26 protein-coding genes are annotated in these 26032 nt (G+C 72.4%); 13 read left to right on the top strand and 13 right to left on the bottom strand.

Annotation, left to right across the window (positions count from 1 at the left end; all coding sequences use genetic code 11):
• Positions 1 to 130: 130 nt before the first annotated feature.
• Positions 131 to 1639: an Asp-tRNA(Asn)/Glu-tRNA(Gln) amidotransferase subunit GatB gene (gene gatB / locus GT358_RS00915; RefSeq protein ID WP_166580691.1), complete on the top strand. Its 1509-nt coding sequence runs from the start codon at positions 131 to 133 to the stop codon at positions 1637 to 1639.
• Positions 1640 to 1706: 67 nt separating this feature from the next.
• Entirely contained in the window at positions 1707 to 2231 is a 525-nt protein-coding gene (locus tag GT358_RS00920) for a DUF4177 domain-containing protein (protein ID WP_208103252.1), read from the top strand.
• On the opposite strand, the gene GT358_RS00925 is transcribed toward GT358_RS00920, so the two are convergent.
• A complete protein-coding gene (locus tag GT358_RS00925; RefSeq protein ID WP_208103253.1) occupies positions 2228 to 2467 on the bottom strand; it encodes a BolA family transcriptional regulator in 240 nt (79 codons plus the stop codon). The genes GT358_RS00920 and GT358_RS00925 overlap by 4 nt on opposite strands.
• Before the next feature lie 104 nt (positions 2468 to 2571).
• Here GT358_RS00925 and GT358_RS00930 point away from each other — a divergent pair, with 104 nt between their 5' ends.
• Positions 2572 to 3204, top strand: a complete 633-nt coding sequence (locus GT358_RS00930; protein ID WP_166580693.1) for a J domain-containing protein — start codon at positions 2572 to 2574, stop codon at positions 3202 to 3204.
• A 10-nt stretch (positions 3205 to 3214) separates the two neighbouring features.
• On the opposite strand, the gene GT358_RS00935 is transcribed toward GT358_RS00930, so the two are convergent.
• Complete coding sequence (locus tag GT358_RS00935; protein WP_166580694.1) at positions 3215 to 3907, bottom strand: anti-sigma factor domain-containing protein; 693 nt, start codon at positions 3905 to 3907, stop codon at positions 3215 to 3217.
• A 10-nt stretch (positions 3908 to 3917) separates the two neighbouring features.
• The gene (locus GT358_RS00940) at positions 3918 to 4463 is read right to left on the bottom strand and encodes a sigma-70 family RNA polymerase sigma factor (RefSeq protein ID WP_166580695.1); all 546 of its coding nucleotides are present in this window, start codon (positions 4461 to 4463) and stop codon (positions 3918 to 3920) included.
• Positions 4464 to 4573: 110 nt separating this feature from the next.
• Between GT358_RS00940 and cobS the strand changes: the two genes are divergently transcribed.
• The 3 genes from cobS to GT358_RS00955 all read left to right on the top strand — a co-directional run bounded on the left by cobS (position 4574) and on the right by GT358_RS00955 (position 7275).
• Positions 4574 to 5554, top strand: a complete 981-nt coding sequence (gene cobS, locus GT358_RS00945; protein ID WP_166580696.1) for a cobaltochelatase subunit CobS — start codon at positions 4574 to 4576, stop codon at positions 5552 to 5554.
• 168 nt (positions 5555 to 5722) lie between these two features.
• Positions 5723 to 6460, top strand: coding sequence for a calcium-binding protein (locus tag GT358_RS00950; RefSeq protein WP_166580697.1), 738 nt, complete (start codon positions 5723 to 5725; stop codon positions 6458 to 6460).
• Between the two features lie 77 nt (positions 6461 to 6537).
• Positions 6538 to 7275, top strand: coding sequence for a calcium-binding protein (locus tag GT358_RS00955; protein ID WP_166580698.1), 738 nt, complete (start codon positions 6538 to 6540; stop codon positions 7273 to 7275).
• Positions 7276 to 7440: 165 nt separating this feature from the next.
• On the opposite strand, the gene GT358_RS00960 is transcribed toward GT358_RS00955, so the two are convergent.
• Together GT358_RS00960 and GT358_RS00965 are read right to left on the bottom strand one after the other, a co-directional pair.
• Positions 7441 to 8034, bottom strand: a complete 594-nt coding sequence (locus tag GT358_RS00960) for an NADPH-dependent FMN reductase (RefSeq protein ID WP_166580699.1) — start codon at positions 8032 to 8034, stop codon at positions 7441 to 7443.
• Positions 8035 to 8139: 105 nt separating this feature from the next.
• Complete coding sequence (locus tag GT358_RS00965; protein ID WP_166580700.1) at positions 8140 to 8454, bottom strand: hypothetical protein; 315 nt, start codon at positions 8452 to 8454, stop codon at positions 8140 to 8142.
• A gap of 102 nt (positions 8455 to 8556) precedes the next feature.
• Here GT358_RS00965 and cobT point away from each other — a divergent pair, with 102 nt between their 5' ends.
• The 3 genes from cobT (at position 8557) to GT358_RS00980 (ending at position 12655) form a co-directional block, all read left to right on the top strand.
• Positions 8557 to 10425: a cobaltochelatase subunit CobT gene (cobT, locus tag GT358_RS00970; protein ID WP_166580701.1), complete on the top strand. Its 1869-nt coding sequence runs from the start codon at positions 8557 to 8559 to the stop codon at positions 10423 to 10425.
• Positions 10422 to 12227, top strand: a complete 1806-nt coding sequence (locus GT358_RS00975) for an aminopeptidase P family protein (protein WP_166580702.1) — start codon at positions 10422 to 10424, stop codon at positions 12225 to 12227. The genes cobT and GT358_RS00975 overlap by 4 nt, the downstream gene beginning before the upstream one ends.
• A gap of 86 nt (positions 12228 to 12313) precedes the next feature.
• Positions 12314 to 12655 (top strand): DUF427 domain-containing protein, encoded by a 342-nt coding sequence (locus GT358_RS00980; protein WP_166580703.1) that lies wholly within the window; start codon positions 12314 to 12316, stop codon positions 12653 to 12655.
• A gap of 5 nt (positions 12656 to 12660) precedes the next feature.
• Here GT358_RS00980 and recN read toward each other — a convergent pair whose 3' ends face one another.
• Positions 12661 to 14331, bottom strand: coding sequence for a DNA repair protein RecN (gene recN, locus GT358_RS00985; RefSeq protein ID WP_166581053.1), 1671 nt, complete (start codon positions 14329 to 14331; stop codon positions 12661 to 12663).
• A 55-nt stretch (positions 14332 to 14386) separates the two neighbouring features.
• The gene (locus tag GT358_RS00990; protein ID WP_166580704.1) at positions 14387 to 15385 is read right to left on the bottom strand and encodes an aldo/keto reductase; all 999 of its coding nucleotides are present in this window, start codon (positions 15383 to 15385) and stop codon (positions 14387 to 14389) included.
• A 69-nt stretch (positions 15386 to 15454) separates the two neighbouring features.
• Here GT358_RS00990 and GT358_RS00995 point away from each other — a divergent pair, with 69 nt between their 5' ends.
• From GT358_RS00995 to GT358_RS01005, 3 genes are read left to right on the top strand one after another with little or no spacing between them, the layout of a single operon-like run.
• Positions 15455 to 16261 (top strand): BtpA/SgcQ family protein, encoded by an 807-nt coding sequence (locus tag GT358_RS00995; RefSeq protein ID WP_166580705.1) that lies wholly within the window; start codon positions 15455 to 15457, stop codon positions 16259 to 16261.
• A 6-nt stretch (positions 16262 to 16267) separates the two neighbouring features.
• Positions 16268 to 17356: a M20/M25/M40 family metallo-hydrolase gene (locus GT358_RS01000; RefSeq protein WP_166580706.1), complete on the top strand. Its 1089-nt coding sequence runs from the start codon at positions 16268 to 16270 to the stop codon at positions 17354 to 17356.
• Complete coding sequence (locus GT358_RS01005) at positions 17353 to 18894, top strand: FGGY-family carbohydrate kinase (RefSeq protein ID WP_166580707.1); 1542 nt, start codon at positions 17353 to 17355, stop codon at positions 18892 to 18894. The genes GT358_RS01000 and GT358_RS01005 overlap by 4 nt, the downstream gene beginning before the upstream one ends.
• Here the strand turns inward: GT358_RS01005 and scpB are convergent.
• The 6 genes from scpB to GT358_RS01035 form a co-directional block, all read right to left on the bottom strand.
• Positions 18858 to 19406: an SMC-Scp complex subunit ScpB gene (gene scpB, locus GT358_RS01010; RefSeq protein WP_166580708.1), complete on the bottom strand. Its 549-nt coding sequence runs from the start codon at positions 19404 to 19406 to the stop codon at positions 18858 to 18860. The two genes, GT358_RS01005 and scpB, sit on opposite strands and share 37 nt — an antisense overlap.
• A 38-nt stretch (positions 19407 to 19444) precedes the next feature.
• Positions 19445 to 20191 (bottom strand): ScpA family protein, encoded by a 747-nt coding sequence (locus GT358_RS01015; protein ID WP_166580709.1) that lies wholly within the window; start codon positions 20189 to 20191, stop codon positions 19445 to 19447.
• Entirely contained in the window at positions 20191 to 21192 is a 1002-nt protein-coding gene (locus GT358_RS01020) for a glycoside hydrolase family 3 protein (protein WP_166580710.1), read from the bottom strand. Before GT358_RS01020 ends, GT358_RS01015 begins: the two co-directional genes overlap by 1 nt.
• Positions 21189 to 22448, bottom strand: coding sequence for an SPOR domain-containing protein (locus tag GT358_RS01025; RefSeq protein WP_166580711.1), 1260 nt, complete (start codon positions 22446 to 22448; stop codon positions 21189 to 21191). Before GT358_RS01025 ends, GT358_RS01020 begins: the two co-directional genes overlap by 4 nt.
• A 66-nt stretch (positions 22449 to 22514) precedes the next feature.
• Positions 22515 to 24257, bottom strand: a complete 1743-nt coding sequence (gene argS / locus GT358_RS01030) for an arginine--tRNA ligase (protein ID WP_166580712.1) — start codon at positions 24255 to 24257, stop codon at positions 22515 to 22517.
• 129 nt (positions 24258 to 24386) lie between these two features.
• Positions 24387 to 25565 (bottom strand): deoxyguanosinetriphosphate triphosphohydrolase, encoded by a 1179-nt coding sequence (locus GT358_RS01035; RefSeq protein ID WP_166580713.1) that lies wholly within the window; start codon positions 25563 to 25565, stop codon positions 24387 to 24389.
• A gap of 135 nt (positions 25566 to 25700) precedes the next feature.
• Between GT358_RS01035 and GT358_RS01040 the strand changes: the two genes are divergently transcribed.
• Positions 25701 to 26027 (top strand): iron-sulfur cluster assembly accessory protein, encoded by a 327-nt coding sequence (locus tag GT358_RS01040; protein ID WP_166581054.1) that lies wholly within the window; start codon positions 25701 to 25703, stop codon positions 26025 to 26027.
• Positions 26028 to 26032: the final 5 nt, after the last annotated feature.

The raw sequence follows: 26032 nt of genomic DNA on the forward strand, positions 1-26032 counted from the left end.
CGGCAGGTTCTGGCGGATTCACGGCACCGTGATCGGCGGAGTCCGGCCGATTTCCTGTGGATAACGCGACGCTTGCGCCCGGAGGCCGAACTTCCTAAGCCGCTCGGGCCGCTTCCGGAGGTGCCGTCCGATGCTCGATTCTCCCCTTCCCGCCCCGGCGCCCAAGGTCATCGACGGGCTGACCGGCCCGTGGGAGATGGTGATCGGGCTCGAGGTGCACGCGCAGATCGCCTCGCGCGCCAAGCTGTTCTCCGGCGCCTCCACCGCCGTGGGCGCCGAGCCCAACAGCCAGGTGAGCTTCGTCGATGCCGGCATGCCGGGCATGCTGCCCGTCCCCAACGAGGGCTGCATCGCCCAGGCCGTGCGCACCGGGCTGGGTCTCCGGGCGCGGATCAACCTGCGCTCGGCCTTCGACCGCAAGAACTACTTCTACCCCGACCTGCCGCAGGGCTACCAGATCAGCCAGCTCTTTCACCCCCTCGTGGGCGAGGGCGAGGTCTGGGTGGACATGCCCGGACCCAGCCGCCGGCGCGTCCGCATCGAACGCATCCATGTCGAGCAGGACGCCGGCAAGTCGATCCACGACATGGACCCCGCGCTCTCCTTCGTGGACCTCAACCGCACCGGCGTCGCGCTCATGGAGATCGTGAGCCGCCCCGACATCCGCAGCCCCGAGGAGGCGGCCGCCTATGTCGCCAAGCTGCGCCAGATCATGCGCTATCTCGGCACCTGCGACGGCGACATGCAGCACGGCAACCTGCGCGCCGACGTCAACGTGTCGGTCTGCCGCCCCGGCGCGTGGGAGCGGTTCATGGCGGGCGACCCCTCTGGCCTCGGCACCCGCTGCGAGATCAAGAACATGAACTCGCTGCGCTTCATCCAGCAGGCCATCGACTATGAGGCGCGCCGCCAGATCGCCATTCTCGAGGACGGCGGCACGGTCGTGCAGGAGACGCGCCTCTACGACCCCGACCGGGGCGAGACGCGGTCCATGCGCTCCAAGGAGGAGGCGCACGACTACCGCTACTTCCCCGACCCCGATCTCCTGCCGCTCGAGCTCGATCAGGCGTGGGTCGATGCGCTCGCCGCGAGCCTGCCGGAACTGCCCGACGACAAGCGCGCCCGTTTCGTCGCGCAGTACGGGCTTTCGGACTACGACGCCGCCGTGCTGACTGCCGAAGCCTCGGACGCGGCCTTCTTCGAGCAGGTGGCGGCGGGGCGTGACGGCAAGATGGCGGCGAACTGGGTCATCAACGACCTGTTCGGCCGGCTCAGGAAGGACGGCCTCGCACTCTCCGACAGCCCCGTGTCGCCCGACCAGCTGGGCGCCATCCTCGACCTGATCGCCTCGGGCGACATTTCGGGCAAGATCGCCAAGGACCTGTTCGAGATCGTCTGGACCGAGGGCGGCGACCCCCGCGCCATCGTCGAGGCGCGCGGCATGCGGCAGGTCACCGACACCGCCGCCATCGAGGCGGCCGTGGATGCGGTGATCCGCGACAACCCCGCCCAGGCCGAGAAGGCGCGCGCCCAGCCCAAGCTCGCGGGCTGGTTCGTGGGTCAGGTCATGAAGGCCACGGGCGGCAAGGCCAATCCGGCGGCTGTCAACGAACTGGTCGCGCGCAAGCTGGGCCTCTGACAGGGGGCTTCGCCTCGCCGCCGCCATGCGCTACCGTCCCGCGAACCCCGAGGGGAGAGCCGCCGCGATGCCCGATCACGAATACCGCGTCCTGCCCGCCCCCCGCAGGGCGACCCGCATCAAGGGCGCCAGGTCGCCCGAGGAGCGCTTTGCCCGCGCGGTCGAGGCCGAGCTGAACCGCCTGGCCGCCGAAGGCTGGGAATTCGTCCGGTCCGAGACGCTGCCCTGCGAACGGCGGCGCGGCTGGTTCGGCGGCACCGAATCGCACCCCCAGACCCTTCTGGTCTTCCGCCGCGAGGCGGCGGGCGGCGCGGCCGACCGGGCCGATCCGGAGCGCGCGGCGACGCTCGCGGCGATCCGCGGGCTGCGGGCGGAGCCTGCGCCGCCGCGCCCGGCACCCGCCTTCCCTGCGCCTCTCGCGCCGCGCCCTGCCGCCCGGCGCTTCACGCCGCCGCCGCCGGCCGCTTCCCCCGCCAACGCGACCGAGCCGACCATGCCGCCCCTCACGGTCGTGGAGGGCCGCTCCGCACGAGGCGACGAGCCCGCTCCCGAGCCGCGATCGGACGAGGAAGGTCGCCCCGCCGCGAACTAGCCCGACGCCTCGATCGCCAGCGCATGGAGGCGGCCGATCACGTCGGGCCCCAGCGCGGCATGGATGGCCCGATGCCGCTCGATCCGGCTCAGGGGGGCGAGCGCCGGCGCATCGATGCGGATGCGCCAGTGCGTTCCGCCGCCGTCCCGCCAGCCGGCATGGCCGCGATGCGCCTCGCTCTCGTCGATGACCTCCAGGCGGGTCGGCGCCAGAGCCGCCGCCAGCCGCTGGCGCATGATCTCCTCAAGATCCACTTTTTTCGGCCGCCCCCTTTCCGTCCTCGCCCCGATGATTAAACTCGCGCGTCCGGGACGGAAAGAGCGGCAGGAGAGCGGTTCCCATGGTTAAACCCGACCCTTTCGGCTTCGACATGTCCGTCTCCTCGGCCAAGAAGCGCAGCACGCGCGGCCGGCGCGGCATGACCGGCGCCTCGGAGACCTCGAACCGCGTCTGCGATCATCCGGACTGTCAGGAACGCGGCGCCTTCCGGGCGCCGAAATCGCCGGATTCGCTCGACGATTACTGGTGGTTCTGCAAGGAGCATGTCCGCGAGTACAACCTGAAGTGGAACTTCTTCCAGGGCGCGACCGAACAGGACTTCCTGCGCCAGGTGGAGAACGACCGCTTCTGGGGCCGGCCGACCAAACCCTTCGGCCGCCGGTCGGAGGAGCAGCGGGCCTGGGCCCGGCTCGGCGTGGACGATCCTCATCAGGTCCTGGGCGAGAACGCGACGCGCAATCCCGGACCGCGCGCCGGCACGCGCCGCCTGCCGCCCACCGAGCGGCGGGCCATCGAGATCCTGGACCTGCGGGACACCGCCACCAAGTCGGAAATCCGCAAGGCCTACAAGGCTCTGGTGAAGGTTCTTCACCCGGACATGAACGGCGGCGACCGCAGCCAGGAGGAGCAGCTCTCCGAGGTGGTCTGGGCCTGGGACCAGCTCAAGGACAGCCGCAACTTTCCCGACGGCTGAGCCTCCGCGGTCAGAGAACCGTCAGCGGCCCCATCGCGAGCGTCGCGCCGGTCGGCCGGCCCGTGGGCGAGCCGCCGGGCGGCTCGTCGCTGATGGCAAGGATCGCGCCCGCCATTCGCGGTCGCAGGTCCTCGGCCACGCTCAGCAGGCTTTCGGGCGCCTCCGGCAGCACCCCGAGGGAGACGGGCTCGGCACCCGGCGGGACGAGCCACAATTCCTGGGACCGGCCGGGCACCACCCCCCCGGCCTGCCGGTGCAGCCGCAGCTCGCCCGTCGCGGGATCGAAATGCGCCAGGACCACGAGCGAGGAATCCTGCGCGGCGATCTGCGCCTCGTAGAGCGTGACGGGCTCGTCGGGCCGCCCCACCCAGCCCATGCTGGTCACCCACAGGACGATCAGCGCCGCCGCGAGCCCGCCGAGAATCGCCGGCAGCACCCCCAGCCGCCGCCACAGGCTCTGTTCCTCCTCGGGAAAGAGGCGGCGATGCAGCGCCGCCTCGACGCCGGGCGGGGGCGGCAGGGCCGGCAGGTCCGCCGCCATCCGGGCCATGTCCTCGGTCCAGAGGGTCACCAGCGCGCAGAAGGGGGGATCGACCGCCATCCGGGCCTCGAAGGCCCGCTCCTCCTCGGGGGTAAGCAGGCCGAGGACGTATTCCGCCGTCACGGCGATGTCGTCCTGTTCGTCCTCGCTCCAGCGGCTCATCGCGGGACCCTCATGTGCCCAGACACTCGCGCAGACGGATCAGCGACCGCCTGAGCCAGGTTCGCACGGTGTTGAGCGGGATGCCGTAATGCCGCGCGAGGTCCGCATAGGTGTCGCCGTGCAGATAGGCCCGGCGCACCGCATCGGCCCGGTCGGGGTCGAGCGTGCCGAGGCATTCGGCGATCCGCCCGCGCAGCTGCGCCGCCGCCGCGGCATCCTCGGGCGTCGGGGACAGGTCGGCCAGATCGGCCGCAGCCTCGATCTGCGTGACGGGGGCGGAGCGGCGGGCGCGCAGCCGGTCGATGCTGTGGTTGCGCGCCACGGTGATGAGCCAGGTCATGGGCGACAGGCCGTTCTGCCGGTAGCGGTCCGCGTTGTGCCAGAGCTTGACGAAGATCTCCTGCAGCGCGTCCTCGGCCTCGCCCCGGTCACCGAGAACCCGCAGCGCGATCCCGTAGAGCTTGGGGGCCGTGGCGGCGTAGAGGGCCGACAGCGCCTTGCGGTCGCCCATCGCCATGCGGGCGATCAGTCCCTCGATCTCGGCCAGGCTGGTCATGGTCCCTCCGACCACCACTTTGCGCCGGCCGGGGGACTTGTCCAGCCCGCTGGCGGCCTTGAACCCGCCCGGCCGATGATCCATGACCGGGCGAGCACACGGAGGCCCCGATGCACGCCAGGGACGACAAGGCCCGCCCGACCGAGGAGATCGACGTCCGCGAGGTCTTCGGCTTCGACAGCGACATGAAGGTGAAGGCCTTCGCCGAGCCGACCGAGCGCGTCCCCGCCCTCGACCCGACCTACAAGTTCGACCCGGACACGACGCTCGCGATCCTGGCGGGCTTCGCCTACAACCGCCGGGTGATGATCCAGGGCTATCACGGCACCGGCAAGTCCACCCATATCGAGCAGGTCGCCGCGCGCCTCAACTGGCCCATGGTGCGGGTCAACCTCGACAGCCACATCAGCCGCATCGACCTCATCGGCAAGGACGCGATCAAGCTGCGCGACGGCAAGCAGGTGACCGAGTTCCAGGAGGGCATCCTCCCCTGGGCGCTGCGCAACCCCTGCGCCATCGTGTTCGACGAATACGACGCGGGCCGCCCCGACGTGATGTTCGTGATCCAGCGCGTCCTCGAATCGGACGGCAAGCTCACGCTGCTCGACCAGAACGAGATCATCACCCCCCACCCGTCCTTCCGCCTCTTTGCCACGGCCAACACGGTGGGCCTCGGGGACACGACGGGGCTTTATCACGGCGTCCAGCAGATCAACCAGGCGCAGATGGACCGCTGGAGCCTCGTGGCCACGCTCAACTACCTCAGCCACGACGCCGAGGCCGCGATCGTGCTGGCCAAGGTGCCCCACTACAACACCGAGAAGGGTCGCCGGATCATCAACCAGATGGTGACGGTCGCGCAGCTGACGCGGACGGCCTTCATGGCGGGCGATCTCAGCACCGTGATGTCGCCCCGCACCGTCATCAACTGGGCCCAGAACGCCGAGATCTTCCGCTCGGTGGGCTACGCCTTCCGCCTCACCTTTCTCAACAAGTGCGACGAGCTGGAGCGCCAGACGGTGGCCGAGTTCTACCAGCGCTGTTTCGCCGAGGAGCTCCCCGAGAGCGCGGTCGCCATGGCGATGCGCTGAAATCCGCCTTCGGCCTCCGGTTTACGGCCGTAATCCCCTGAGCCGAGAGTCACCGTCTCTGCCTCCGGGAGGCTGGCCGACCGGGAGGCCCGGGCTCTTTCTCGGCGCGGGGCGCAACCGACAGACGCCCCGCGGCATCCCGAGCGGATGCAAGAGAGGGAGAAAGCCATGTCCATCATCAACGGCACCGGGGAAGCCGACCTGCTCCGCGGGACTCCGAATGCCGACACGATCCGGGGCTTCGACGGCGAGGACACGATCTTCGGACTCGACGGCGACGACCTGCTGCAGGGCGGCGACGACAACGACCGCATCTTCGGCGGCAACGGCAACGATCGCATTCAGGGCGGCAAGGGCGAAGACACGATGTGGGGTGACGCCGGCGACGACGTCATCACGGACGAGTCGGGCAATGACAGCGCCTATGGGGGCGCCGGCAACGACACGATCAACCTCGGCGAGGGCAACGACCTGCTCGATGGCGGCGCCGGCAACGATATCCTCATCGGTGGCTCCGGCAACGACCGCCTGTTCGGCGGCGGCGGCGCCGACACGCTGCGCGGCGACGAGGGCAATGACGACCTCTTCGGCGGGGCAGGCGCCGACGTGATGTTCGGCGGCGAGGGCAACGACGTGCTCGATGGCGGGCTTGGCAACGACCGCATGACGGGCGGCGAAGGCGCAGACCGCTTCGTGTTCACGGCCGGCCGCGATGTCATCACGGACTTCGAGGACGGCGACGACGATATCGACCTGAGCGGCCTCTCCTCGGTCAACAGCTTCCGCGAAGCCATCGCCCGGGCTTCCCAGACGGGCAACAACGTCACCTTCAGCTTCGACGAAGGCACGCTGATCCTCCAGAACACCCGACTGGCGAACCTCGACAGCGACGACTTCATCTTCTGAGCAGCCGCTCTAGGTGAAGCAGCCCCGGAGCCGCGCGCCCCGATGCGCCCGGCTCGTCATCCAGTAGCGAGGACGCCATGTCTGTCATCAACGGCACTTCCGGCAACGATACCCTGCGCGGCACCTCCCGCGCGGACACCATCCGCGGCTTCGAGGGCAACGACACGCTGTTCGGCCTCGACGGCGGCGACCTGCTGCTCGGCGGGCCCGGCCGCGACCTGCTCTACGGGGGCAATGGCGCCGACCGCCTCCAGGGCGCCGGCGGCAACGACCGGCTCTTCGGCGGGGACGGCAACGACACCCTGCGCGGCGGGGCCGGCGACGATGTCATCACCGATCAGGAGGACGACGACGACAACAACGACGACCGCGCCTGGGGGGGCGGCGGCAACGACACGATCCGCCTCGGCGACGGCGACGACCTGCTCTATGGCGGCGCCGGGGCCGACCGGCTCTTCGGAGGGGACGACGACGACCGGCTCTTCGGCGGTGCCGGCAACGACGTCCTGTTCGGCGGCGACGACGACGATCTGCTCGACGGCGGACGAGGCAACGACCGGCTGACCGGCGGGGAGGGCGACGACCGCTTCGTGTTCCGGTCGGGCCGCGACGTTATCACCGACTTCCAGCGCGGCGACGACGACGATGACGACGTCATCGACCTCAGCAACCTCGATTCGGTCAGCAACTTCCGCCAGGCCATCGCCCGCGCCAGCCAGCAGGGCAGCGACGTGGTGTTCAACTTCTCCGAAGGCCAGCTCACGCTCCAGAACACACGCCTGTCGAGTCTCGACAGCGACGACTTCGTGTTCTGACCCGAAGGGTCGGGGTGTTGCGCGAACCGCCCATGGTGCGCGCGGTGGTGTAACGGATCGTTAAGGGTTCGGGGCGATGCTGCGGCCATGACCGCCTGCACCGCCCCTCCCGTCCCTTCCGCCCCCGCCCCTCCGGCGGGGGCTTCCGGCCTGCCCGGACCGCGTTCAGCCCTCGGCGCGCGCGGCCTTCAGGATGCGGGCATACCACACGACCTGATCCAGCATGTCCTTGAGCGAGCCGCCAAGCTGGCCGTCCAAGGCCTCCATCGGCTCGGCCGCCTCGTTGTAGGGCCCGACGCGCCAGAAGTCGGAACCCCCGATATGGACGCCCGCGCGCACGGGGACCATCTGCAGCTCGACCGCCATCAGGCGCAGCTGCTCGATCGCGCGCGCGGCCCCCACGCTGCCGTAGCCGATCGCCCCCATCGGCTTGCGGTTCCAGTTCACATAGTCCCAGTCCAGCGCGTTCTTGAGCGGCCCCGTGACCGAGCGGTTGTATTCCGCCACAAGGAACACGTAGCCGTCGAAGGACTTCACCGCCTCGTTCCACTTCTGCGCCCTGGGATCGGGCGTCGGCATGAAGGCGTTGGAGGCGGGCGCGTCGAAGAACGGCAGGTCGAAGTCGCGGATGTCCAGGATCTCCGCCTCCATGTCGCCGCGGGCCCGCATCTTGGACAGGGCCCATTGCGCGGGCTTGTCGGCCCAGCGCGTCGGACGGGTGGACGAGATCACGAGGGCGATGCGCGGCGTGTCGGCCATGGCTGCGGGTCTCCCGAAGGGGTTGAGGCACTGGCGCAGAAGCTGGGCGACCCCGCCGCGGCGGACAACCTGCCCTGCCGCACGGCCCCTGTGCGGCGGGGCGCGTCAGGACCTGTCCCCGGCCGTCCCCTCCACCGCCTCCGTACCCTCCTCCACCGCCCCGGCCAGGTCGGCCAGCCCCCCGGCCAGCTCCTCCAGCGCCCCGGCATCCTCCAGGCCCAGTTCGACGACCACCTCCTCGATCCGGATCGAGACGCCCGTCAGGCGGATGACCAGCCCCAGACCGTCCGCCTCCGCCGCCACCGCCCGCTCCGCGCCGTCGCGGGGAGCGTCCTCGTCGCTGCCTTCGGGGTCTTGGGCGGCAGCCGCTCCGGCCAGCCAGGGGAGGATGGCGAGACACAGGATGGCACGAGGCGGCACGGCACCCTCCTCACGGTTCGGCCCTTTCGGGGTCAACGGCTCCGCCCCGGCGGCGTTCCCTGCGCCCTTGCCGCCCCCCCGGGCCGGTGCTTTATCTCCGTCATGCCCAAGTCCCCCGACAATCCCGCCGATCCCTTCAAGAAGGCCCTGGCCGATGCGACGCGGGTCATGGCCGACGACCCGGATCTCGCGGTCGCCTATTCGGTGGACCCGCCGGGGCTGACAGGCGACACGATGCGCCTGCCGCAGGTCTCCCGTCGCCTGACCCGGGACGAGATCCTGCTCGCGCGCGGCACCGCCGACAGCCTCGCGCTGCGTCATCGCCACCACGATGCGCGGGTGGCCGAGCGCTACCGCCCCCAGGGGCAGATGGCCCGCGACCTCATGGACGCGATGGAGACCGCCCGGATCGAGGCCCTGGGCGCCCGCCACATGCCCGGCACCGCGGGCAACATCGACGCGCGCATCGCGGCCGAGGCCCGGCGCAAGGGCTACGACCAGATCCGCCAGGCCCAGGACGCGCCGCTGGCCATCGCGGCGGGCTACCTGATCCGCCACCTCGCCACCGGGCGCCCCCTGCCTCCCGGCGCCGACAACGTCATGGCGCTCTGGCGCGGCTTCATCGAGGACATGGCCGGCGACCGCCTGGCCGAGATCCCGAACCTTCTCGGCGACCAGCGCGCCTTTGCCCGGTTCGCCCGCGACGTCATCCGGGACCTCGGCTATGGCGACCAGCTCGGCGACGACCCTGACGAGACCCCGGACGAGCCCGAAGCCGAAGCCGAGGACGAAGCCTCTCCGGACGAGGACGAGGAGGCTGGTGCCGAACAACCCTCCGACAGCGAGGAGGCCGACGCCTCGCCCGAGCGCAGCCAGGAGGAGGAGCAGGACAGCGCCCAGGCCCAGGTCTCGACCGAGGCGCAGGACGACGCCGACGATCTCGAGGCCGAGGACCTGCCCGACGGCGAGGCCCCGCGCGAGCCGCCCCCGCCCCCCGCCCATTCGGAGGCCGACCCCGGCTACAGGGTCTTCACCACCCGCTTCGACGAGGTGGTGGAGGCCACGGACCTCGCCGACCCGGCCGAGCTCGACCGCCTGCGCGCCTATCTCGACACCCAGCTCGAGCCGCTCAAGGGCGCAGTCGGACGCCTCGCCAACAAGCTCCAGCGCCGCCTTCAGGCGCAGCAATCCCGCTCATGGGACTTCGACCGCGAGGAGGGGATCCTCGATGCGGGCCGCCTCGCCCGCGTGGTCGCCAACCCCACGACGCCGCTCTCCTTCAAGGTGGAAAAGGACACCGAGTTCCGCGACACGGTGGTGACGCTGCTTCTGGACAATTCCGGCTCCATGCGCGGCCGGCCCATCTCGATCGCCGCGATCTGCGCCGACGTGCTGGCCCGCACGCTCGAGCGCTGCGACGTCAAGGTGGAGATCCTGGGCTTCACCACCCGCGCCTGGAAGGGCGGCCAGTCGCGCGAGGCGTGGCTGGCCCAGGGGCGCCCCCCCTCGCCCGGCCGCCTCAACGACCTGCGCCACATCGTGTACAAGTCCGCCGACGCACCCTGGCGGCGCGCCCGAGCCAATCTGGGCCTCATGATGAAGGAGGGCCTTCTCAAGGAGAACATCGACGGCGAGGCGCTGGAATGGGCCCATCGCCGCCTCGTCCAGCGCCCCGAGGCGCGGCGCATCCTCATGGTCATCTCCGACGGCGCGCCCGTGGACGACTCGACCCTCTCGGTCAACCCGGCCAACACGCTGGAAAAGCACCTGCGCGACGTCATCGCCATGATCGAGCGCCGCCGCGCGGTCGAGCTGATCGCCATCGGCATCGGGCACGACGTCACGCGCTACTACGGCCGCGCCGTGACCATCACCGATGTCGAGCAGCTCGCCGGCGCGATGACCGAGCAGCTCGCCGCCCTGTTCGAGGCCGATCCCCGCCGCCGCGCGCGCGAGCGGAGGCGCGCATGAGCCTGCAATCCTTTGCGGAAACCGCCGACCCCTCGCGGGGGCCCGCCCGCCTCGCCGCCCTGCGCGAGCGCATGGCGAGCGATGGCCTCGATGCCGTCCTGATCCCCCGCGCCGACCGCTTCGGCGGTGAATACGTCGCCCCCTGCGACGAGCGTCTCGCCTGGCTCACGGGCTTCACCGGCTCGGCCGGCTCCTGCGCGGTGACGGCCGCCGAGGCCGCGCTCTTCGTGGACGGGCGCTATCGCCTCCAGGCGCGCGCGCAGGTCGCCCCCGACTTCGCCCCGGTGGACTGGCCCGCGACGCGCCCCGCCGACTGGCTCCTCGCCCGCCTGCCCGAGGGGGGGGTGGTCGGCTTCGACCCCTGGCTGCACCCCGTGGAGGAGGTGGAGGGCCTGCGCACCCGCCTCGCCGCCCGCTCCATCCGCCTGCTCGCCGTACCGAACCCGGTGGACGCGCTCTGGCAGGATCGCCCCGCACCGCCATCCGCCCCCTTCTTCCCCTTCCCCGAGGCCATCGCCGGCGAGGCGTCGGGCTCCAAGCGCGACCGCCTCGCCGCGGCCCTGCGCGAGGCGGGCGAGAAGGCGGCGATCCTGACCCAGCCCGATTCGGTCGCCTGGCTTCTGAACATCCGCGGCGGCGACGTGCCGCGCAACCCTGTGCCCCACGCCTTCGCCATCCTCCACGACGACGGCACCTGCGACCTCTTCGCCGCGCCCCCCAAGGCCGATCCCGTCCGCGAGGCGCTCGGCCCCGCCGTCCGCCACCACCCCGAGGACGCCTTCACCCCCGCGCTCGGGGCGCTCGCGGGGCCCGTCCGGCTCGACCCCCGCGCGACGCCCTTCGCCGTCCTCTCGGCGCTCGAAGGGGCCGGGGTGGCGGTCGCGCGCGGAACGGACCCCTGCCTTCTGCCCAAGGCGCGCAAGAACCCGGCCGAGATCGCCGCCACGGCCGAAGCGCATCACCGCGACGGCGCCGCGATGGCGCGCTTTCTCCACTGGCTCGACCGGGAGGCACCAGGGGGCGGACTGACCGAGATCGCGGTGGTCCGCGCGCTCGAGGGGTTCCGCCGCGACACCGGCGCGCTGCGCGACATCAGCTTCGAGACCATCGCCGGCGCCGGGGCCCACGGCGCCATCGTCCACTACCGCGTGACCGAGGCGACCGACGCCCCCGTCCGGCCCGGCGAGCTGCTGCTGGTCGATTCGGGCGGCCAGTATCTCGACGGCACCACCGACATCACCCGCACCGTCGCCGTGGGCGAGCCGCCCGCAGGCGCGCCCGAGGCCTTCACCCGCGTCCTGCAGGGCCTCGTCGCGATCTCTCGCGCGCGCTTTCCCAGAGGGGTGGCGGGCCAGCATCTCGACGCGCTCGCGCGTTATCCCCTGTGGCTCGCGGGGCAGGATTACGACCACGGCACCGGCCACGGCGTGGGCCTCTACCTCTCGGTGCACGAGGGGCCCCAGCGGTTGTCGCGGCTGTCGGATGTCCCGCTCGAGCCGGGGATGATCCTGTCCAACGAGCCGGGCCATTACCGCGAGGGGGCCTGGGGCATCCGGCTCGAGAACCTCGTCGTGGTCGAGGAGGCATCCCCCCTGCCCGGCGGGGACGAGGGGCGCGACTGGCTGGGGTTCCGCACCCTGACCTGGGCCCCCTTCGACCGGAGGCTGATCCGCCCCGCCCTGCTCTCGGGACCCGAGCGCGACTGGGTGGACGCCTATCACCGCGCCGTGCTCGAGCGGATCGCCCCGCTGGTCCCCGAGGAGGTGCGCGCCTGGCTCGGGGCTGCCTGCGCGCCGCTCTGAGGCCGGGGGGCGACGCTCTCGCCGCTGGACGGGAGCGGGGGGCAGCGCCATGCTCCCCGCGCAGCACCCGAGGGAGGGGACATCCGATGCCGCCCACGATCACCGTGACACCCGCCGAGGGCCGCTGGGTCGCCCGCGCCGGCGGCGCCATCCTGGCCGAGAGTGACCGGGCGCAGGAGCTGCGCGAGGGGTCCCGTCCGCCCGTCATCTACTTCCCGCGCGAGGACGTGGCGATCGAACTGTTCGACCGCAGCCCCACGCGCACCACCTGCCCGTGGAAGGGCGAGGCGGCCCACTTCACCTTCACGGGCACCGAAGGTCGCATCCCCGACGCCGCCTGGTCCTATGAGTCGCCCAAGGCGGAGGTCGCCGCCATCGCCGGGCACCTCGCCTTCTACACCAGCAAGGTCGCGGTCGAGCGGTCCTGACCGGCTCAGGCCGCCCGCGCGCCCTCCAGCAGCACGCGCGCCGCGCCGCGCGCGGCCTCGGTCACAATGTCGCCCGCCAGCATCCGCGCGATCTCGTCCACGCGGCCCTGAGGGTCGAGCGGCACCACGCGCGAGGTGGTCAGGCCGCCATCCACCGCCTTCTCCACCCGCCAGTGATGGGCGCCGAGCGCGGCGACCTGCGGCGAGTGGGTCACGACCAGCACCTGCCCGCCCCGCGCCAGCGCGGCCAGCCGGCGGCCCACCGCGTCGGCCGTGGCACCCCCCACGCCGCGGTCGATCTCGTCGAAGATCATGGTCTTGGGCTCTCCCTCGCGCATCAGGCAGACCTTGAGCGCAAGGAGGAACCGGCTCAGCTCCCCGCCCGAGGCGATGCGGTCGAGCGGGCCGGGCGGCGCGCCGGGATTGGTGGCGGCGACAAAGCGCACCTCGTCGCGCCCCTCGGGTCCCGCCTCGCCGGCCGAGACCTCGACCGAGAAGCGCGCGCGCTCCATCCGCAGCGGGGGCAGCTCGGCCGCCATCGCCGCCTCGAGGCGCGCGGCTCCTTCGGCCCGCAGGGCCGACAGCCGCGCGGCGAGCGCGTCATAGGCCCCCTCGGCCGCCCGCAGCGCGGCGCGTAGCCGCCCCTCGTCGGCCTCGCTGTCGTCGAGCCGCGCGAGCTGCCCCTCGAAATCGGCGAGCAGCCCCGACAGGTCGTCGGCCGCCACCCCGTGCTTGCGCGCGAGGCCGCGGATGGCGAACAGCCGTTCCTCCGTCTCCTCCAGCGCGCGGGGATCGTGGCGCAGCGCCTCGAGGCAGTCCTCGATCGCGCCCTCGGCCTCGCCCAGCGCCTCGCGCGCGCGCTCGAGCGCCTCGAGCGCGGAGTCGAGCCGCCCCTCCACCTCCGGCGCGGCCGCATCGAGGCGGCGCATGGCATCGCCCACCATCCCGTCGGCGCCCTGCGGCCCGATCGCAGCCAGCGCGCGGCCCACCGTCTCGCGCAGGCGCGTGCCCGCCTGCATCAGCCGCCGCGCGGCATCGAGTTCGGCCTCCTCCCCCGGCTTCGGCGCCAAGGCGGCGAGCTCGGCCGCGGCATGGCGCAGGAACTCCTCCTCGCGCCGCAGCGCCTCGCGCTCGGCCGCCGCCCGCTCGAGCGCCACCTGCGCCTGCCGCCGGGCGACCCAGGCTGCGCGGATCTCCGCCAGAAGCGGCCCCGCCCCGGCGAAGTCGTCGAGCAGCGCCCGGTGCACGCGCGGGTTCAGCAGGCCGCGGTCGTCGCCCTGCCCGTGCAGCTCCACCAGCGTCTCGGAGAGCGCGCGCAGCGTCTCGCCACTGGCGCGGCGGTCGTTGATCCAGGCGGTCTTGCGCCCGTCGCGGTGGTTGACGCGCCGCAGGATCAGCTCGGAGGGGTCGTCTCCCGGCTCGATTCCCGCTTCGGCCAGGACGGCGTGGGCCGGATGGTTGGGGGGAAGATCGAACACCGCCACGACCTCGCCCCGCTCGGCCCCCTGACGGACCAGCTCGGCCCGCCCGCGCCAGCCCAGCACGAAGCCAAGGCTGTCGAGCAGGATCGACTTGCCCGCCCCCGTCTCGCCCGTCAGCACGTTGAGCCCCGGCTGGAAGGCGAGATCCAGCCGCTCGATGATGAGCATGTCCCGGATCTCGAGCGCGCGCAGCATCCCCGCCCCCCGGCCAGCCGGTGCCGTCACGATGTGGCCCGGGCCCCCGAAGGGGTCAAGGCCCGCCGTCCAGCAGCCCCTCCGCCCGCAGATCCTCCCACAGCGCGGCGGGGATCTCGGCCTCGGCCGCGCGCAGGTTGCTGTCCATCTCCGCCCTGGTCTGGCTGCCGGGGATCACGGAGACCACCGCCGGATGCAGCAGCGGAAAGCGGAAGGCGGCGTGGATGAGCGGCACGCCGTGCCGGTCGCAGACGGCCCTCAGCCGCCGGGCCCGCTCGGCCACCGCCACGGGGACGCCCCCGTAATCGTAGTGCTCGCCGCCCGCCAGCACGCCGCTGTTGTAGGGCCCGCCGACGATCACCCCGATGCCCTTCTGCCGGCAGACCTCCATCAGCGGCGCCGCCCCCTGCTCGAGCAGCGTCCATCGCCCCGCGAGCAGGATCACGTCGAGGTCCGCCCGCTCGGCCAGCCACAGCGCGGGCTCCCACTCGTTCACGCCGAGGCCGATGGCCCGGATCACCCCCTGCGACCGCAGGTCGTGCAGCGCGCGGTGCCCGCCCTCCACGAACTCGCGCAGCCGCGCGTCCAGCGCCTCCTGCGATCCGCCATGGTTGCGCACGTCGAGGTCGTGGGCATGGAGGATGTCCACGCGGTCCGCTCCCATCCGTTCGAGCGAATCCTCGAACGAGCGCATCACGCCGTCATAGGAATAGTCGTAGATCTCGCGCCGCGAGGGGACGTCGAACCACTTGCCCGCTCCGTCCCCCTGCCCCTCGGGGACCGCCCGCAGAACGCGGCCCACCTTGGTGGCCAGGATGTAGGCGTCGCGCGGCCGCCCCCGCAGGAACCGGCCCAGCCGCGTCTCGCCCAGGCCGTGGCCATAGAGCGGCGCCGTGTCGAAATGGCGCACGCCTCCCTCCCAGGCCGCCTCCATGATCGCATCGGCCTCCGCATCGGGCACCGCCCGGTACAGGTTGGCGAGCGGCGCCGTCCCCAGGCCCAGGACGGTAAAGCTCAGCCCCGTCCGCGCGTGGTTCCGCCTCTCCGGTTGCATCGGCTCCTCCCCCATGCTGACATGCCGCAGGTCACGGGGCAGTGATCGCAGGACAGGCGGGGAAAGGGAATGACCGAACGCTTCCGGCGCGTCTTCGGGGACCGCAAGCCGGTGATCGCCATGGTCCATCTGGGCGCCCTGCCCGGCTCTCCGCTCCACGACCCGGCGGGCGGGCTCGAGGCGCTGGTGGAGGGCGCGCGCCGCGACCTGCGCGCGCTGCAGGGCGCGGGCGTGGATGCCGTGATGTTCGGCAACGAGAACGACCGCCCCTACGAGCTCAAGGTGGACACCGCCTCGACCGCCACGATGGCCTATGTGATCGGCCGCCTGCGCGGCGAGATCGCGGTGCCCTTCGGCGTCAACGTGCTCTGGGACCCGCAGGCGACCGTCGCGCTCGCCGCCGCCACGGGCGCCTCCTTCCTGCGCGAGATCTTCACCGGCGCCTATGCCTCGGACATGGGGCTGTGGACGCCGGACGCGGGCGCGGCCATGCGCTATCGCAACCGGCTGGGCGCGCGCGACTGCGCCATGCTCTTCAACGTCTCGGCCGAGTTCGCGGGCAGCCTCGATCCCCGCCCCCTGCCCGAACGCGCGCGCTCGGTCGTCTTTTCCTCCATTCCCGACGCGGTCCTCGTCTCCGGCGCCATCACGGGCGAGGCCGCGCGGATGGAGGATCTCGAGGCCGTCAAGCGCGCCCTGCCCGACACGCCGGTTCTCGCCAATACGGGCGTGCGCCACGACACCGTGGCCGAGGTGCTGCGCGTGGCCGACGGCTGCATCGTGGGCTCGGCGCTCAAGACCGACGGGCATACCTGGAATCCCGTGGACCCCCAGCGCGCCATCGCCTTCATGGCCCGCGCGCGGGCGGCACGCTGAGCGCCCATGGGCCTGCGCGAGGACCTCTCCGCCCTCTGCCTCCTGCCCGGCCTTGCCGGCCACGAGGAGCCCGTGGCCGCCTGGCTGCGCGACAGGCTCCTGTCCACAGGCTTGTCCACAAGAACCGACCGGCTCGGCAACCTGATCTTAACCTTTCCGGGCGATGCTGCGGCTCCGACGGCGATGGTCTTTGCGCATATGGACCAGCTGGGATTCGTCGTGCGTCGGGTGGAATCGGACGGGCTGATCCGGGTGGAGCGCATGGGCGGCGTGGCGGAAAAGGCGATGCTGGCGCAGGCCGTCCTGCTCTGCCCGCCGGGACGCGCGCCGGTGCCGGGCGTGGTCATGGTCAAGGCCCACCATGCCACCCCCGCCACCGAGAAATACGTGGTCCCCACCGCGGCCGACATCCGCATCGACACCGGCCACGGCTCCCGCGCGGCGGTTGAGCAGGCGGGCATCCGCATCGGTACGCCGGTCGTCTATCACCCGCGCGTCCTGCCGCTCGCGGGCGACCGCTTCGCCGCAACGGCGGTGGACGACCGCGCGGGCTGCGCCGTCCTCGTTGCCCTGGCCGAGCGGCTGGCCCGGCGGCCGGGCGGCCCCACGATCCACCTCGTCTGGTCCGTGCAGGAGGAGTTCAACCTGCGCGGCGCCGTGGTCGCGGCCCAGACGCTGCGCCCCGACATCGCGATCCAGATCGACCTGATGCTGGCCACCGACACGCCCGATCTCGCCGACCGGGGCGAGATGGCGCTGGGCGCCGGGCCGGGGATGAGCCTCTATTCCTTTCACGGGCGCGGCACGCTCAACGGCGTGATCCCCCACCCCGCCCTTGTCCGCCTGTTCGAGGACGCCGCCGCGGCCGAGGGGATCCCGCTTCAGCGCAGCGCGCAGGTCGGGGTGCTCACGGACCTCTCCTATGTCCAGACCGTGGGCGAAGGGGTGGCCTCCATCGACGTGGGCTTTCCCATGCGACACTCTCATTCCCCGCTCGAGGTCTGCGACCTGCGCGACCTCGAGGGGCTGACGCGGCTTCTTGCGGCCGCTCTCGGCCGCATCGGCCCCGACCTCCGGCTGGAGCGCGGACCATGACCGTTACCATGGGCATCGACATCGGCACCTTCGAGGCCAAGGGCGCCCTGGTGGACGCCTCCACGGGCCGACTTCTGGCCCAGGCGCGCCGTCCGCACGAGATGCGCGTGCCCCGCCCCGGCTGGGCCGAGCACGACGCCGAGGCCGACTGGTGGGGCGCCGTCACCCACCTGTCGCAGGCGCTGCTGGCGCAATCGGGCCTCGGGGGACGGGACGTGAAGGCTCTGGCGGTCAGCGCAATCGGCCCCTGCTGCCTGCCCGTGGACCGGGACGGACACCCTCTGCGCGCCGGCATCCTCTACGGCGTGGACACCCGCGCCGGCGCCGAGATCGCCGAGCTGAACGCCCGCCTCGGCGAGGAGCGCATCCTGTCGCTTGCAGGCACGGCGCTCAACTCCCAGGCGGTGGGCCCCAAGATCCTCTGGATCGCCCGCCAAGAGCCCGGGAACTGGGCCCGCACCGTGCGCCTCCACACCGCCACCAGCTTTGTGCTCGAGCGGCTCACCGGCGCCTTCGCGATGGACCGCTACACGGCCGGAAGCTGGGCCCCCCTTTTCGACCAGACCCGGGGCGAATGGTCCGACGACCTCCACGGCCTCTGCGCGCCCGAACAGCTTCCGCGTCTCCTCTGGTCAGCCGAGATCGCGGGCGAGGTGACGGCAGCGGCCGCCCGTGCCACCGGTCTCGCCCCCGGCACGCCGGTGACCACGGGCACGATCGACGCCGCGGCCGAAGCGGTGTCGGTGGGGGTGCGGCGGCCCGGCGACACGATGGTGATGATGGGCTCGACCGTCTTTGTCATCCAGATCGCCCGGGCGCCGGTCCGCGACCCCCGCCTCTGGGCCGCGCCCTGGCTGGTCCCCGGCCGTCATGCCGCCATGGCGGGGCTGGCCACCTCGGGCACGCTGACCCAGTGGCTGCGCGGCCTCCTCGCCCCCGACCTCCCGCGCGAGGAGGCCTTTGCCGCCCTCTCGGCCGAGGCGGAGGCCTCGCCTCCGGGAGCCCGCGGCCTCGTCTGCCTGCCCTACTTCTCGGGCGAGCGGACCCCGATCCATGATCCGCTCGCCCGTGGGGTGTTCTTCGGACTCGACCTGACGCACGGGCGGGGCGACCTCATGCGCGCGGCGCTGGAGGGAATCGCGGCGGCCACACGGCACATCGCCGAGACCTTTGCCGAGGCGGGCTCGCCCGTCGGCCGGATCATGGCTGTGGGGGGAGGGACGCGGAACCCGGTCTGGCTTCAGGCCACCGCGGACATGATCGGGCTGCCGCAGGAGCTGCGCCGGCTCACCTTCGGCGCCGCCTATGGCGATGCCTTTCTCGCAGCCCGCGCGCTGGACCTCGCGCACGAGGACGACATCGACACCTGGAACCCGCCCGTCAGGCAGGTCGCGCCGCACCACCGGCCGGTTTACGACCGTCACTGGGCCGTGTTCCGCCAGCTCTATGATCGCACCGCCGATCTGATGCACGAGACGACGCGCTGGGCGAACCCGTCCGATCAGCCCGGCTCCTCCCCCGGCTCTGCCTCGCCCTGACCTCTGCCGTCCGGGCCGGCGAGGAACCCCGCCGCCCGAAGCTCCCGCAGATCCGGCAGATCGGACAGGCTCGCCAGCCCGAAATGGTGCAGGAAGGCCTCGGTCGTGACAAAGGTGACGGGGCGACCGGGGCTGTCGCGCCGGCGCCCCAGCCGGACCCAGCCGATCTCCACGAGCTGGTCGAGCGTGCCCCGGCTGACCGTGACGCCGCGGATCTCCTCGATCTCCGCACGGGTCACGGGTCCGTGATAGGCGATGATCGCCAGCGTCTCGGTGGCGGCCCGGGACAGGCGGCGGGTCTCCACGACATCCCGTCGCAGCAGGTGGGACAGGTCGGCGGCCGTGCGGAAGCCCCATGCCCCGCCCGTCCGGACCAGTTCCACCCCGCGCCCGGCATAGCGTCGGCCCAGCGCGTCGAGGGCCGCCCGCACGTCGCAGCCCGGCGGAAGGCGCTCGGCGATCGCCGCCGCATCCAGCGGTTCGCCCGCGGCAAACAGGATGGCCTCCACCATGCGTTCCTGCTCTGCCGGTGGGGGCGGATCGGCCGCCATCATTGCGGCGGCCTGGCTCGGACCTGAAGCGGGGCAAAGGGGCCGGCCTGGCGCAGTTCCGCGACGCCCTCCCGGACGAGTTCGAGCACGGCGGCAAAGGTCGCGGCGGTGGCGCTGCGTCGGCGTGGGCCATCCCAGCCCGGCGGGACCCACTCCGCGAGCAGCGACCAGCGGACCGCCTCGCCCAGGAGGGGGCGGAGCCGCTCCATCGCCTCCTCCATGGTCAGGACGTCGCGCCGCTCCAGGGCGAGGGGACGGAAGTCGTCCCGTGTCCGAACGGCCGCATAGGCCGACAGCAGGTCGTGCAGCCCCGCGGTCCAGCGGATCACGGCGCGGTCCTCGGTCGGTTCGGGCATGCCCCTGCCGAAGACGTCCCGGCCGAGGCGCGGCCGCTCCATCAGGCTTGCCGCCGCGCGGCGCATCGCCTCGAGGCGCGCGAGGCGGAAGGTGAGGTCGCGCGCCATCTCCTCGGCCTCCGGGGCCTCCTCTGCCGGGTCGGGCAGAAGGAGCCGGGACTTGAGGTAGGCCAGCCACGCCGCCATCACGAGGTAGTCGGCGGCCAGGTCGATCTGCGCCAGAGCGGCCCGCTCGACGAAGGCCAGATACTGCCGCGCCAGTGCCAGGACGCTGATCTCGCGCAGGTCCACCTTCTGCTGGCGCGCGAGCGCGAGGAGAAGATCGAGTGGCCCCTCGAAGCCGCCCACCTCGACGATCAGCGCCCCGGAGGGAGCCGGCGCGCCGTCCATCAGGCGGCCCCGTCCGGCACCAGGTCGGCCAGTTCCTCGACCAGGGCGCCCAGGTCGGCAGCATCGGGAGGACGTCGCGCCGCCAGCGCACGGTCGGCGCGGACCATCGCCGCGTCGGAGAGGGGCCGGAGGGCGGAGGCCACGTCCTCCAGGCCCTCGCGGTCGCCCTTGCAGTGCAGCACCACGTCCACCCCCGCCGCCAGCGACTCGCGGGTCCGGTCGGCCATGGAGCCCGACAGCGCCTCCATGCCGATGTCATCCGTCATCAGCAGGCCCTCGAAGCCGATCTCCTCGCGGATCAGGCGGATCGCCGCGGGCGAGGTGGTGCAGGGACGCGCCGGGTCCACGGAGTCGAACACGATGTGCGCCGTCATGCCGAGGGGCAGGTCTGCCAGCGCACGGAACGGGGCGAAGTCCCTGGCGGCGAGCGCCTCGCGATCGGCGCGGACATGCGGCAGTTCGAGGTGGCTGTCCACCGTGGCCCGGCCGTAGCCGGGGATGTGCTTGAGCACCGGCAGGACTCCCCCGGCCAGCAGGGCATCCGCGCAGGCCCTGGCGGCCTGCACGACCGCGTCCACCTCGCTGCCGTAGAGCCGGTTTCGCAGGACGGGATGCGTCTCGGGCTCCACGAGATCGGCGAGCGGGGCGCAGTTCACGTCCACGCCGACATCGTGCAGCTCGGCGGCGATGAGGCGGTTGCGCACCCACTGGGCCCTGAGCGGGTCGGCGGCCGACTCCATCTGCTCCAACGCCGGGAGGTAGCGCCGCCAGAAGGGCGGGCGCAGACGCTGGACGCGTCCGCCCTCCTGGTCGATCAGGATCGGCGCATCGCGGCCCAGAAGGTCGCGCATGGCGCCGGTGAGACGCCGGAGCTGATCCGGCGTCTCGACGTTGCGCGCAAAGAGGATGAAGCCCCAGGGGTTCACCTCGCGCAGGAATCCGCGCTCCCACGGGTTGAGGGTCGCACCCTCGACCCCGAGGATGGCGGCCGAGGGTCTCACCGGACCGTCACCGGGATGCACTGCGCGTTCTCGGCCACCAGCGCGGCGCAGAGCCGGCGCGCATCGGCCAGTTCCGAGAACCCGGCCGCGCGGAGCCTGTAGAACACCTTGCCGCCGCTCTCGGCGCGCTGGATCACGCGCTCGTGGCCCTGCAGGAAGGTGCCGAAGCGGCTCATCAGGCGATCCCATTCTCCGGCGGCCACCTCGGCCGAGTCGAAGGCGCCGAGCTGCACGAGGCTCGTCCCCGGCGGCAGGTCCCCGGTGAGCGCGATCGCCTGCGCCACGGGTTCGGTCGGGGCAGGCGCCGGGGCCGCAGCGGAGGCCGAGGCCAGCGTGGCCGGGCGCGGCGGCGGGCGCAGGGCGGCGGCGACGCCGGGCACGTTGGCGGGAACCGTCGCGGCAGCCGTCACGAGGGAGACGACGGGCGTGCCCTCCGGGATGGCCACCGGCGGAGCGGGGGCGATGGGCGGCAGATCGGCCACCGTTTCGGCTGCCTCGGGCACGGCGACCGGGGCTGCGGGCTCGGCCGGAACGGGATCGGCGCCGCGCGCGATGCGGTCGGCGAAGGCGATCACCTCCTCGGCCGTCATGGGCCGGTCGACCGAAGGTCCGGCCGGGCGCAGGGCGGCCGTCTGCGTCACCCCCGTGACGGCCAGGGGATCGGCCACGACGGGTTCCACCTCGCCGGCTTCGGCCATGGTCTGGGCTACCTCCATGTCCTCCGGCGCGAGGCCCGGACCGGGCGGGGCGAGCAGGAGCACGTCGGAGGGCGGGGCGGCGTTGCCGGCGGCCGGAATGGCGTTGACGGCGAGCCCCTGATTCGGCGCCACGGCGCCGCCCGGATCGGCCGGCGCCATCCGCATTGGACCGGCCTCTGCCACCACGACGGGGGGTCCGAACATCTCGCGCAGAACGACCTTGTAGCCCCAGGCACCGATTCCGGCGAGAAGCGCGAGCGAGGCCACCCCGCCGACCGCCCAGACGGCCAGCCGCGCCTTGGCGATGGGTCCGCGCTGTGCGGCGTTGAACTGCGCCAGCGCCGCCGCGGCTCCCGATTCACCCAGACCGGGCAACGCGCCGGGCACGGCCCTCGACGCGGCCAGACGCTGGGCGACGATGCGCGCGCCGCTGGGCGGCGCAGACGACGCAGACGGCGCAGCGGGGCGCGCAGCGGCCGGCTCGGGCGCCCCCGGAGCGGCCGCGGGAGCGGGATGGTCGGGCCCAAAGGCGGGGGGATCGACGGTTGCGTCTGCCATGAACTGCCTCGCTGCTCTGTCCCCGGGCACGGGGCCCGGCACTGCCTCGGCCCCGGTCCGCGCGCTTCAGCGCATCTCCTGCGCCGGGGTCACGCCAAGGATACCGAGGCCGGATGCGATGACAACGGAGACGGCCCGGACGAGGGCGATTTTCGCCTGCGTCGTGGCCGGATCGCCGTCCTGGACGAAGCGCAGCGCGGGATCGTCGTTGCCGCGATTCCACAGCGCATGAAAATCGGACGCCAAGTCGTAGAGAAAGAAGGCGATCCGGTGCGGCTCGAGCCCGCGGGCCGCAATCTCGACGAGGCGGGGCCACTCGGCCAGGCGGCGGGCGACGCGCAGCTCGGCCTCGTGCTCGAGGCGCGACAGGTCGGCCGCGGCCAGCGCGGGCGCGGCCGTGTCGATCCCCCCCTCGGCCGCGCGGCGCAGGACCGAGGAGGCGCGGGCATGGGCATACTGGACATAGAAGACGGGGTTGTCCTTGCTCTGCTCGCGCACCTTGGCGAAGTCGAAGTCGAGCGGTGCGTCGTTCTTGCGCGTGAGCATGGTGAAGCGCGCCACGTCCGCGCCCACCTCCTCCACCACGTCGCGCAGGGTGACGAAGGTGCCGCGCCGCTTGGACATCTTCACCACCTCGCCGTTCTCCATGAGCTTGACGAGCTGGATGAGCTTGATCTCGATGGGAACGCGCCCCCCCGTCAGGGCCGAGACGATGGCCTTGATCCGCTTGACGTAGCCGCCGTGATCGGCGCCGAACACGTCGATGAGCAGGTCGTAGCCGCGCTGCGTCTTGTCGAAGTGATAGGCGATGTCGGGGGCGAAGTAGGTCCAGCTCCCGTCGCTCTTCTTCACGGGACGGTCCACGTCGTCGCCATGCGCGGTCGAGCGGAACAGCGTCTGCTCGCGCGGCTCCCAGTCCTCGGGGAGCTTGCCCTTGGGCGGCTCGAGCACGCCTTCGTAGATGAGACCGAGGCTGCGCAGCCGCTCGATCGCGTCCTCGATCCGGCCGGTGCCGTAGAGGGCCTTCTCGCTGGAATAGACGTCCATGCGCACGCCCAGGGCGGCAAGGTCGTCGCGGATGGTGGCGAGCATGGCCTCGGTGGCGAAGTCCCGCACGAGGGGCAGCCATTCCGATTCGGGCCGGTCGAGGAGCGAGTCGCCGAAGCGGTCCTTGAGCGCCTCGCCCACGGGCACGAGGTAGTCGCCGGGATAGAGCCCCTCGGCGATGTCGGGGCGGTGGCCATGCGCCTCGCGGTAGCGCTCGTAGGCAGAGCGGGCGAGCACGTCCACCTGGGCGCCGCCGTCGTTGACGTAGTATTCGCGCGTGACCTCCCAGCCGGCGAAGGCCAGAAGCGAGGCCAGCGCGTCGCCGAACACGGCGTTGCGGGCATGGCCCACATGCATGGGTCCCGTGGGGTTGGCCGAGACGAACTCGACATTGACGCGCCGGCCCGCGCCCTGGTCGGAGCGGCCGTAATCGGGATCGGTCAGCACGGCGCGGACCGTGTCCTGCCAGACCGCCGGCGCGAGGCGGAGGTTGAGAAAGCCCGGCCCCGCCGGCTCGGCCGAGGCGATGCGGGGATCGGCCGAGAGCCGTTCGGCCAGAAGCGCGGCGAGGTCGCGGGGGGCGAGGCCCGACGGCCGGGCCAGCACCATCGCGGCATTGGTGGCCATGTCCCCGTGGCCGGGATCGCGCGGCGGCTCGACCGTGACGGATTCGGTCGGCAGGTCGGCCGGCAGGCGCCCGTCGCGCCCCAGCGCCGCGACGGCGTCGAGGACGAGGGAACGGATGTCGGCAAAGAGGTTCATGGCTGGGGTCCGGGCGGTTGCGGTGGTGCGTGCCCCTAGCATGGCCCGAGAGGGTTAAGAAAGGGTTGGGCCACCGCGCGCACCCTGCCCCGTCCGCGCAACGCCTTGACAGGGGGGCGCGGCGCCGAATCAGGTATGGCCGCGCAGGGCGCGGGTGCGATCCACCATGTCCGAGCCCAGAAGGCGGGCATGGGTCTCGATCGCGAAGCGGTCGGTCATCCCGGCGATGTAGTCCGCGACGATGCGCGCGAGCGCGGTCTCGTCCGCGGCCTCGGCCACGTCCTTGCGCCACTGGCGGGGCAGTTCCTCGGGATTCGCCAGAAACAGGGGAAAGAGGTCGCGGATGACGCCCGTCACCGTGCGGCGCATCTCCACCACCGAGGGCGCGCGATACATCCGGTGGAACAGGAAGGCCCTGATCCGGGAGAGGTCCGACCAGAGCGCGGGCGAGAAGCGGATCACCATGCGGCCCGCGTCCCGGATCGCGTCCGCGTCGGGGGGGTCCATCTCGGCCAGCGTGCGGCGGGCGAGGCCGATCACGTCCTCGACCAGCACGCCGAAGAAGCGGCGCAGCGCCTCGTGCCGGCGGCGGTAGTAGTTGAGGCCGGGATGGAGGCGGTCCACCTCGGCGAAGCAGTCGTGCAGAACCGGCAGTTCGGCCAGCTCGTCCGTGCCGAACAGCTCGGCGCGCAGCCCGTCGTGCAGGTCGTGGTGCGAATAGGCGATATCGTCGGCCAGCGCCGCGACCTGCGCCTCGGCCGAGGCGTGGGTCTCGAGCGCGAGGTCGTGGACGGCGTTGTACTCCTCGAGCGCCCAGTGGGCGGGGCGGGCGACCGGGCCGTTGTGCTTGGCGATGCCCTCGAGCGTCTCCCAGGTGAGATTGAGCCCGTCCCAGAGGGCATAGTGGCGTTCGAGCGAGGTGACGATGCGGATGGCCTGGGCGTTGTGGTCGAAGCCGCCATGGGGACGCATCAGCTCGTCGAGGGCCTCCTCTCCGGTATGGCCGAAGGGGGGATGGCCGAGGTCGTGGGCGAGCGCCACGGCTTCGGTCAGTTCGGTGTCGAGGCCGAGCGCCCCGGCGACGGTGCGGGCGACCTGCGCCACCTCGATCGAGTGGGTCAGGCGGGTGCGGAAGTAGTCGCCCTCGTGCTCGACGAAGACCTGGGTCTTGTGCTTGAGGCGGCGGAAGGCGGAGGAATGGATGATGCGGTCGCGGTCGCGCTGGAACGGGGTGCGGAAGGTCGATTCCGCCTCGACGTGGAGGCGGCCGCGGGTGCGGTCGGGGCGGCAGGCGTAGCGGGCGCGCATCGGAAGCCTCCTCTGGTGGCGTCATAATGCGTGCGCCGCGAAAGAACAGGGCCGCCCGTTGAGCGCGGCCCGCCGCGCGGCTATATGGGGGGCAGCCCGAGGACCCCCCGAGGAAGCCCGCGCATGTCCTTCCAGATGCCCGTCGTGCCGCCGACCGTTACCCCCCGCGCCTTCGAGCGGCTGCGCGAGATCGGCGCGGCGGCGCAGGGCAAGGCGCTGCGCGTGGCGGTGGCGGGGGGCGGCTGCTCGGGCTTCCAGTACGAGATCGCTCTGGACGAGGTGCGGGCGGACGACACGGTGCTGACGGACGGGGCAGAAACGGTGGTCGTGGACCCCGTCTCCCTGCCCTTTCTTGCCGGAGCGCGGATCGACTTTGCCGAGGAGCTGATCGGGTCGCGGTTCGCCATCGACAACCCCAACGCGACCGCGTCCTGCGGCTGCGGCACGTCCTTCTCGGTCTGACGCGC

The sequence above is a fragment of the Rubellimicrobium sp. CFH 75288 genome (assembly GCF_009904055.1).
Taxonomy (GTDB): domain Bacteria; phylum Pseudomonadota; class Alphaproteobacteria; order Rhodobacterales; family Rhodobacteraceae; genus Rubellimicrobium.

Bases quoted from the DNA above. Each gene is read 5' to 3' on its own strand.
- gatB (WP_166580691.1), top strand. From the start codon at position 131: ATGCTCGATTCTCCCCTTCCCGCCCCGGCGCCCAAGGTCATCGACGGG.
- GT358_RS00920 (WP_208103252.1), top strand. From the start codon at position 1,707: ATGCCCGATCACGAATACCGCGTCCTGCCCGCCCCCCGCAGGGCGACC.
- GT358_RS00925 (WP_208103253.1), bottom strand. From the start codon at position 2,467: ATGCGCCAGCGGCTGGCGGCGGCTCTGGCGCCGACCCGCCTGGAGGTC.
- GT358_RS00930 (WP_166580693.1), top strand. From the start codon at position 2,572: ATGGTTAAACCCGACCCTTTCGGCTTCGACATGTCCGTCTCCTCGGCC.
- GT358_RS00935 (WP_166580694.1), bottom strand. From the start codon at position 3,907: ATGAGCCGCTGGAGCGAGGACGAACAGGACGACATCGCCGTGACGGCG.
- GT358_RS00940 (WP_166580695.1), bottom strand. From the start codon at position 4,463: ATGACCAGCCTGGCCGAGATCGAGGGACTGATCGCCCGCATGGCGATG.
- cobS (WP_166580696.1), top strand. From the start codon at position 4,574: ATGCACGCCAGGGACGACAAGGCCCGCCCGACCGAGGAGATCGACGTC.
- GT358_RS00950 (WP_166580697.1), top strand. From the start codon at position 5,723: ATGTCCATCATCAACGGCACCGGGGAAGCCGACCTGCTCCGCGGGACT.
- GT358_RS00955 (WP_166580698.1), top strand. From the start codon at position 6,538: ATGTCTGTCATCAACGGCACTTCCGGCAACGATACCCTGCGCGGCACC.
- GT358_RS00960 (WP_166580699.1), bottom strand. From the start codon at position 8,034: ATGGCCGACACGCCGCGCATCGCCCTCGTGATCTCGTCCACCCGTCCG.
- cobT (WP_166580701.1), top strand. From the start codon at position 8,557: ATGCCCAAGTCCCCCGACAATCCCGCCGATCCCTTCAAGAAGGCCCTG.
- GT358_RS00975 (WP_166580702.1), top strand. From the start codon at position 10,422: ATGAGCCTGCAATCCTTTGCGGAAACCGCCGACCCCTCGCGGGGGCCC.
- GT358_RS00980 (WP_166580703.1), top strand. From the start codon at position 12,314: ATGCCGCCCACGATCACCGTGACACCCGCCGAGGGCCGCTGGGTCGCC.
- recN (WP_166581053.1), bottom strand. From the start codon at position 14,331: ATGCTGCGCGCGCTCGAGATCCGGGACATGCTCATCATCGAGCGGCTG.
- GT358_RS00990 (WP_166580704.1), bottom strand. From the start codon at position 15,385: ATGCAACCGGAGAGGCGGAACCACGCGCGGACGGGGCTGAGCTTTACC.
- GT358_RS00995 (WP_166580705.1), top strand. From the start codon at position 15,455: ATGACCGAACGCTTCCGGCGCGTCTTCGGGGACCGCAAGCCGGTGATC.
- GT358_RS01000 (WP_166580706.1), top strand. From the start codon at position 16,268: ATGGGCCTGCGCGAGGACCTCTCCGCCCTCTGCCTCCTGCCCGGCCTT.
- GT358_RS01005 (WP_166580707.1), top strand. From the start codon at position 17,353: ATGACCGTTACCATGGGCATCGACATCGGCACCTTCGAGGCCAAGGGC.
- scpB (WP_166580708.1), bottom strand. From the start codon at position 19,406: ATGGTGGAGGCCATCCTGTTTGCCGCGGGCGAACCGCTGGATGCGGCG.
- GT358_RS01015 (WP_166580709.1), bottom strand. From the start codon at position 20,191: ATGGACGGCGCGCCGGCTCCCTCCGGGGCGCTGATCGTCGAGGTGGGC.
- GT358_RS01025 (WP_166580711.1), bottom strand. From the start codon at position 22,448: ATGGCAGACGCAACCGTCGATCCCCCCGCCTTTGGGCCCGACCATCCC.
- argS (WP_166580712.1), bottom strand. From the start codon at position 24,257: ATGAACCTCTTTGCCGACATCCGTTCCCTCGTCCTCGACGCCGTCGCG.
- GT358_RS01035 (WP_166580713.1), bottom strand. From the start codon at position 25,565: ATGCGCGCCCGCTACGCCTGCCGCCCCGACCGCACCCGCGGCCGCCTC.
- GT358_RS01040 (WP_166581054.1), top strand. From the start codon at position 25,701: ATGCCCGTCGTGCCGCCGACCGTTACCCCCCGCGCCTTCGAGCGGCTG.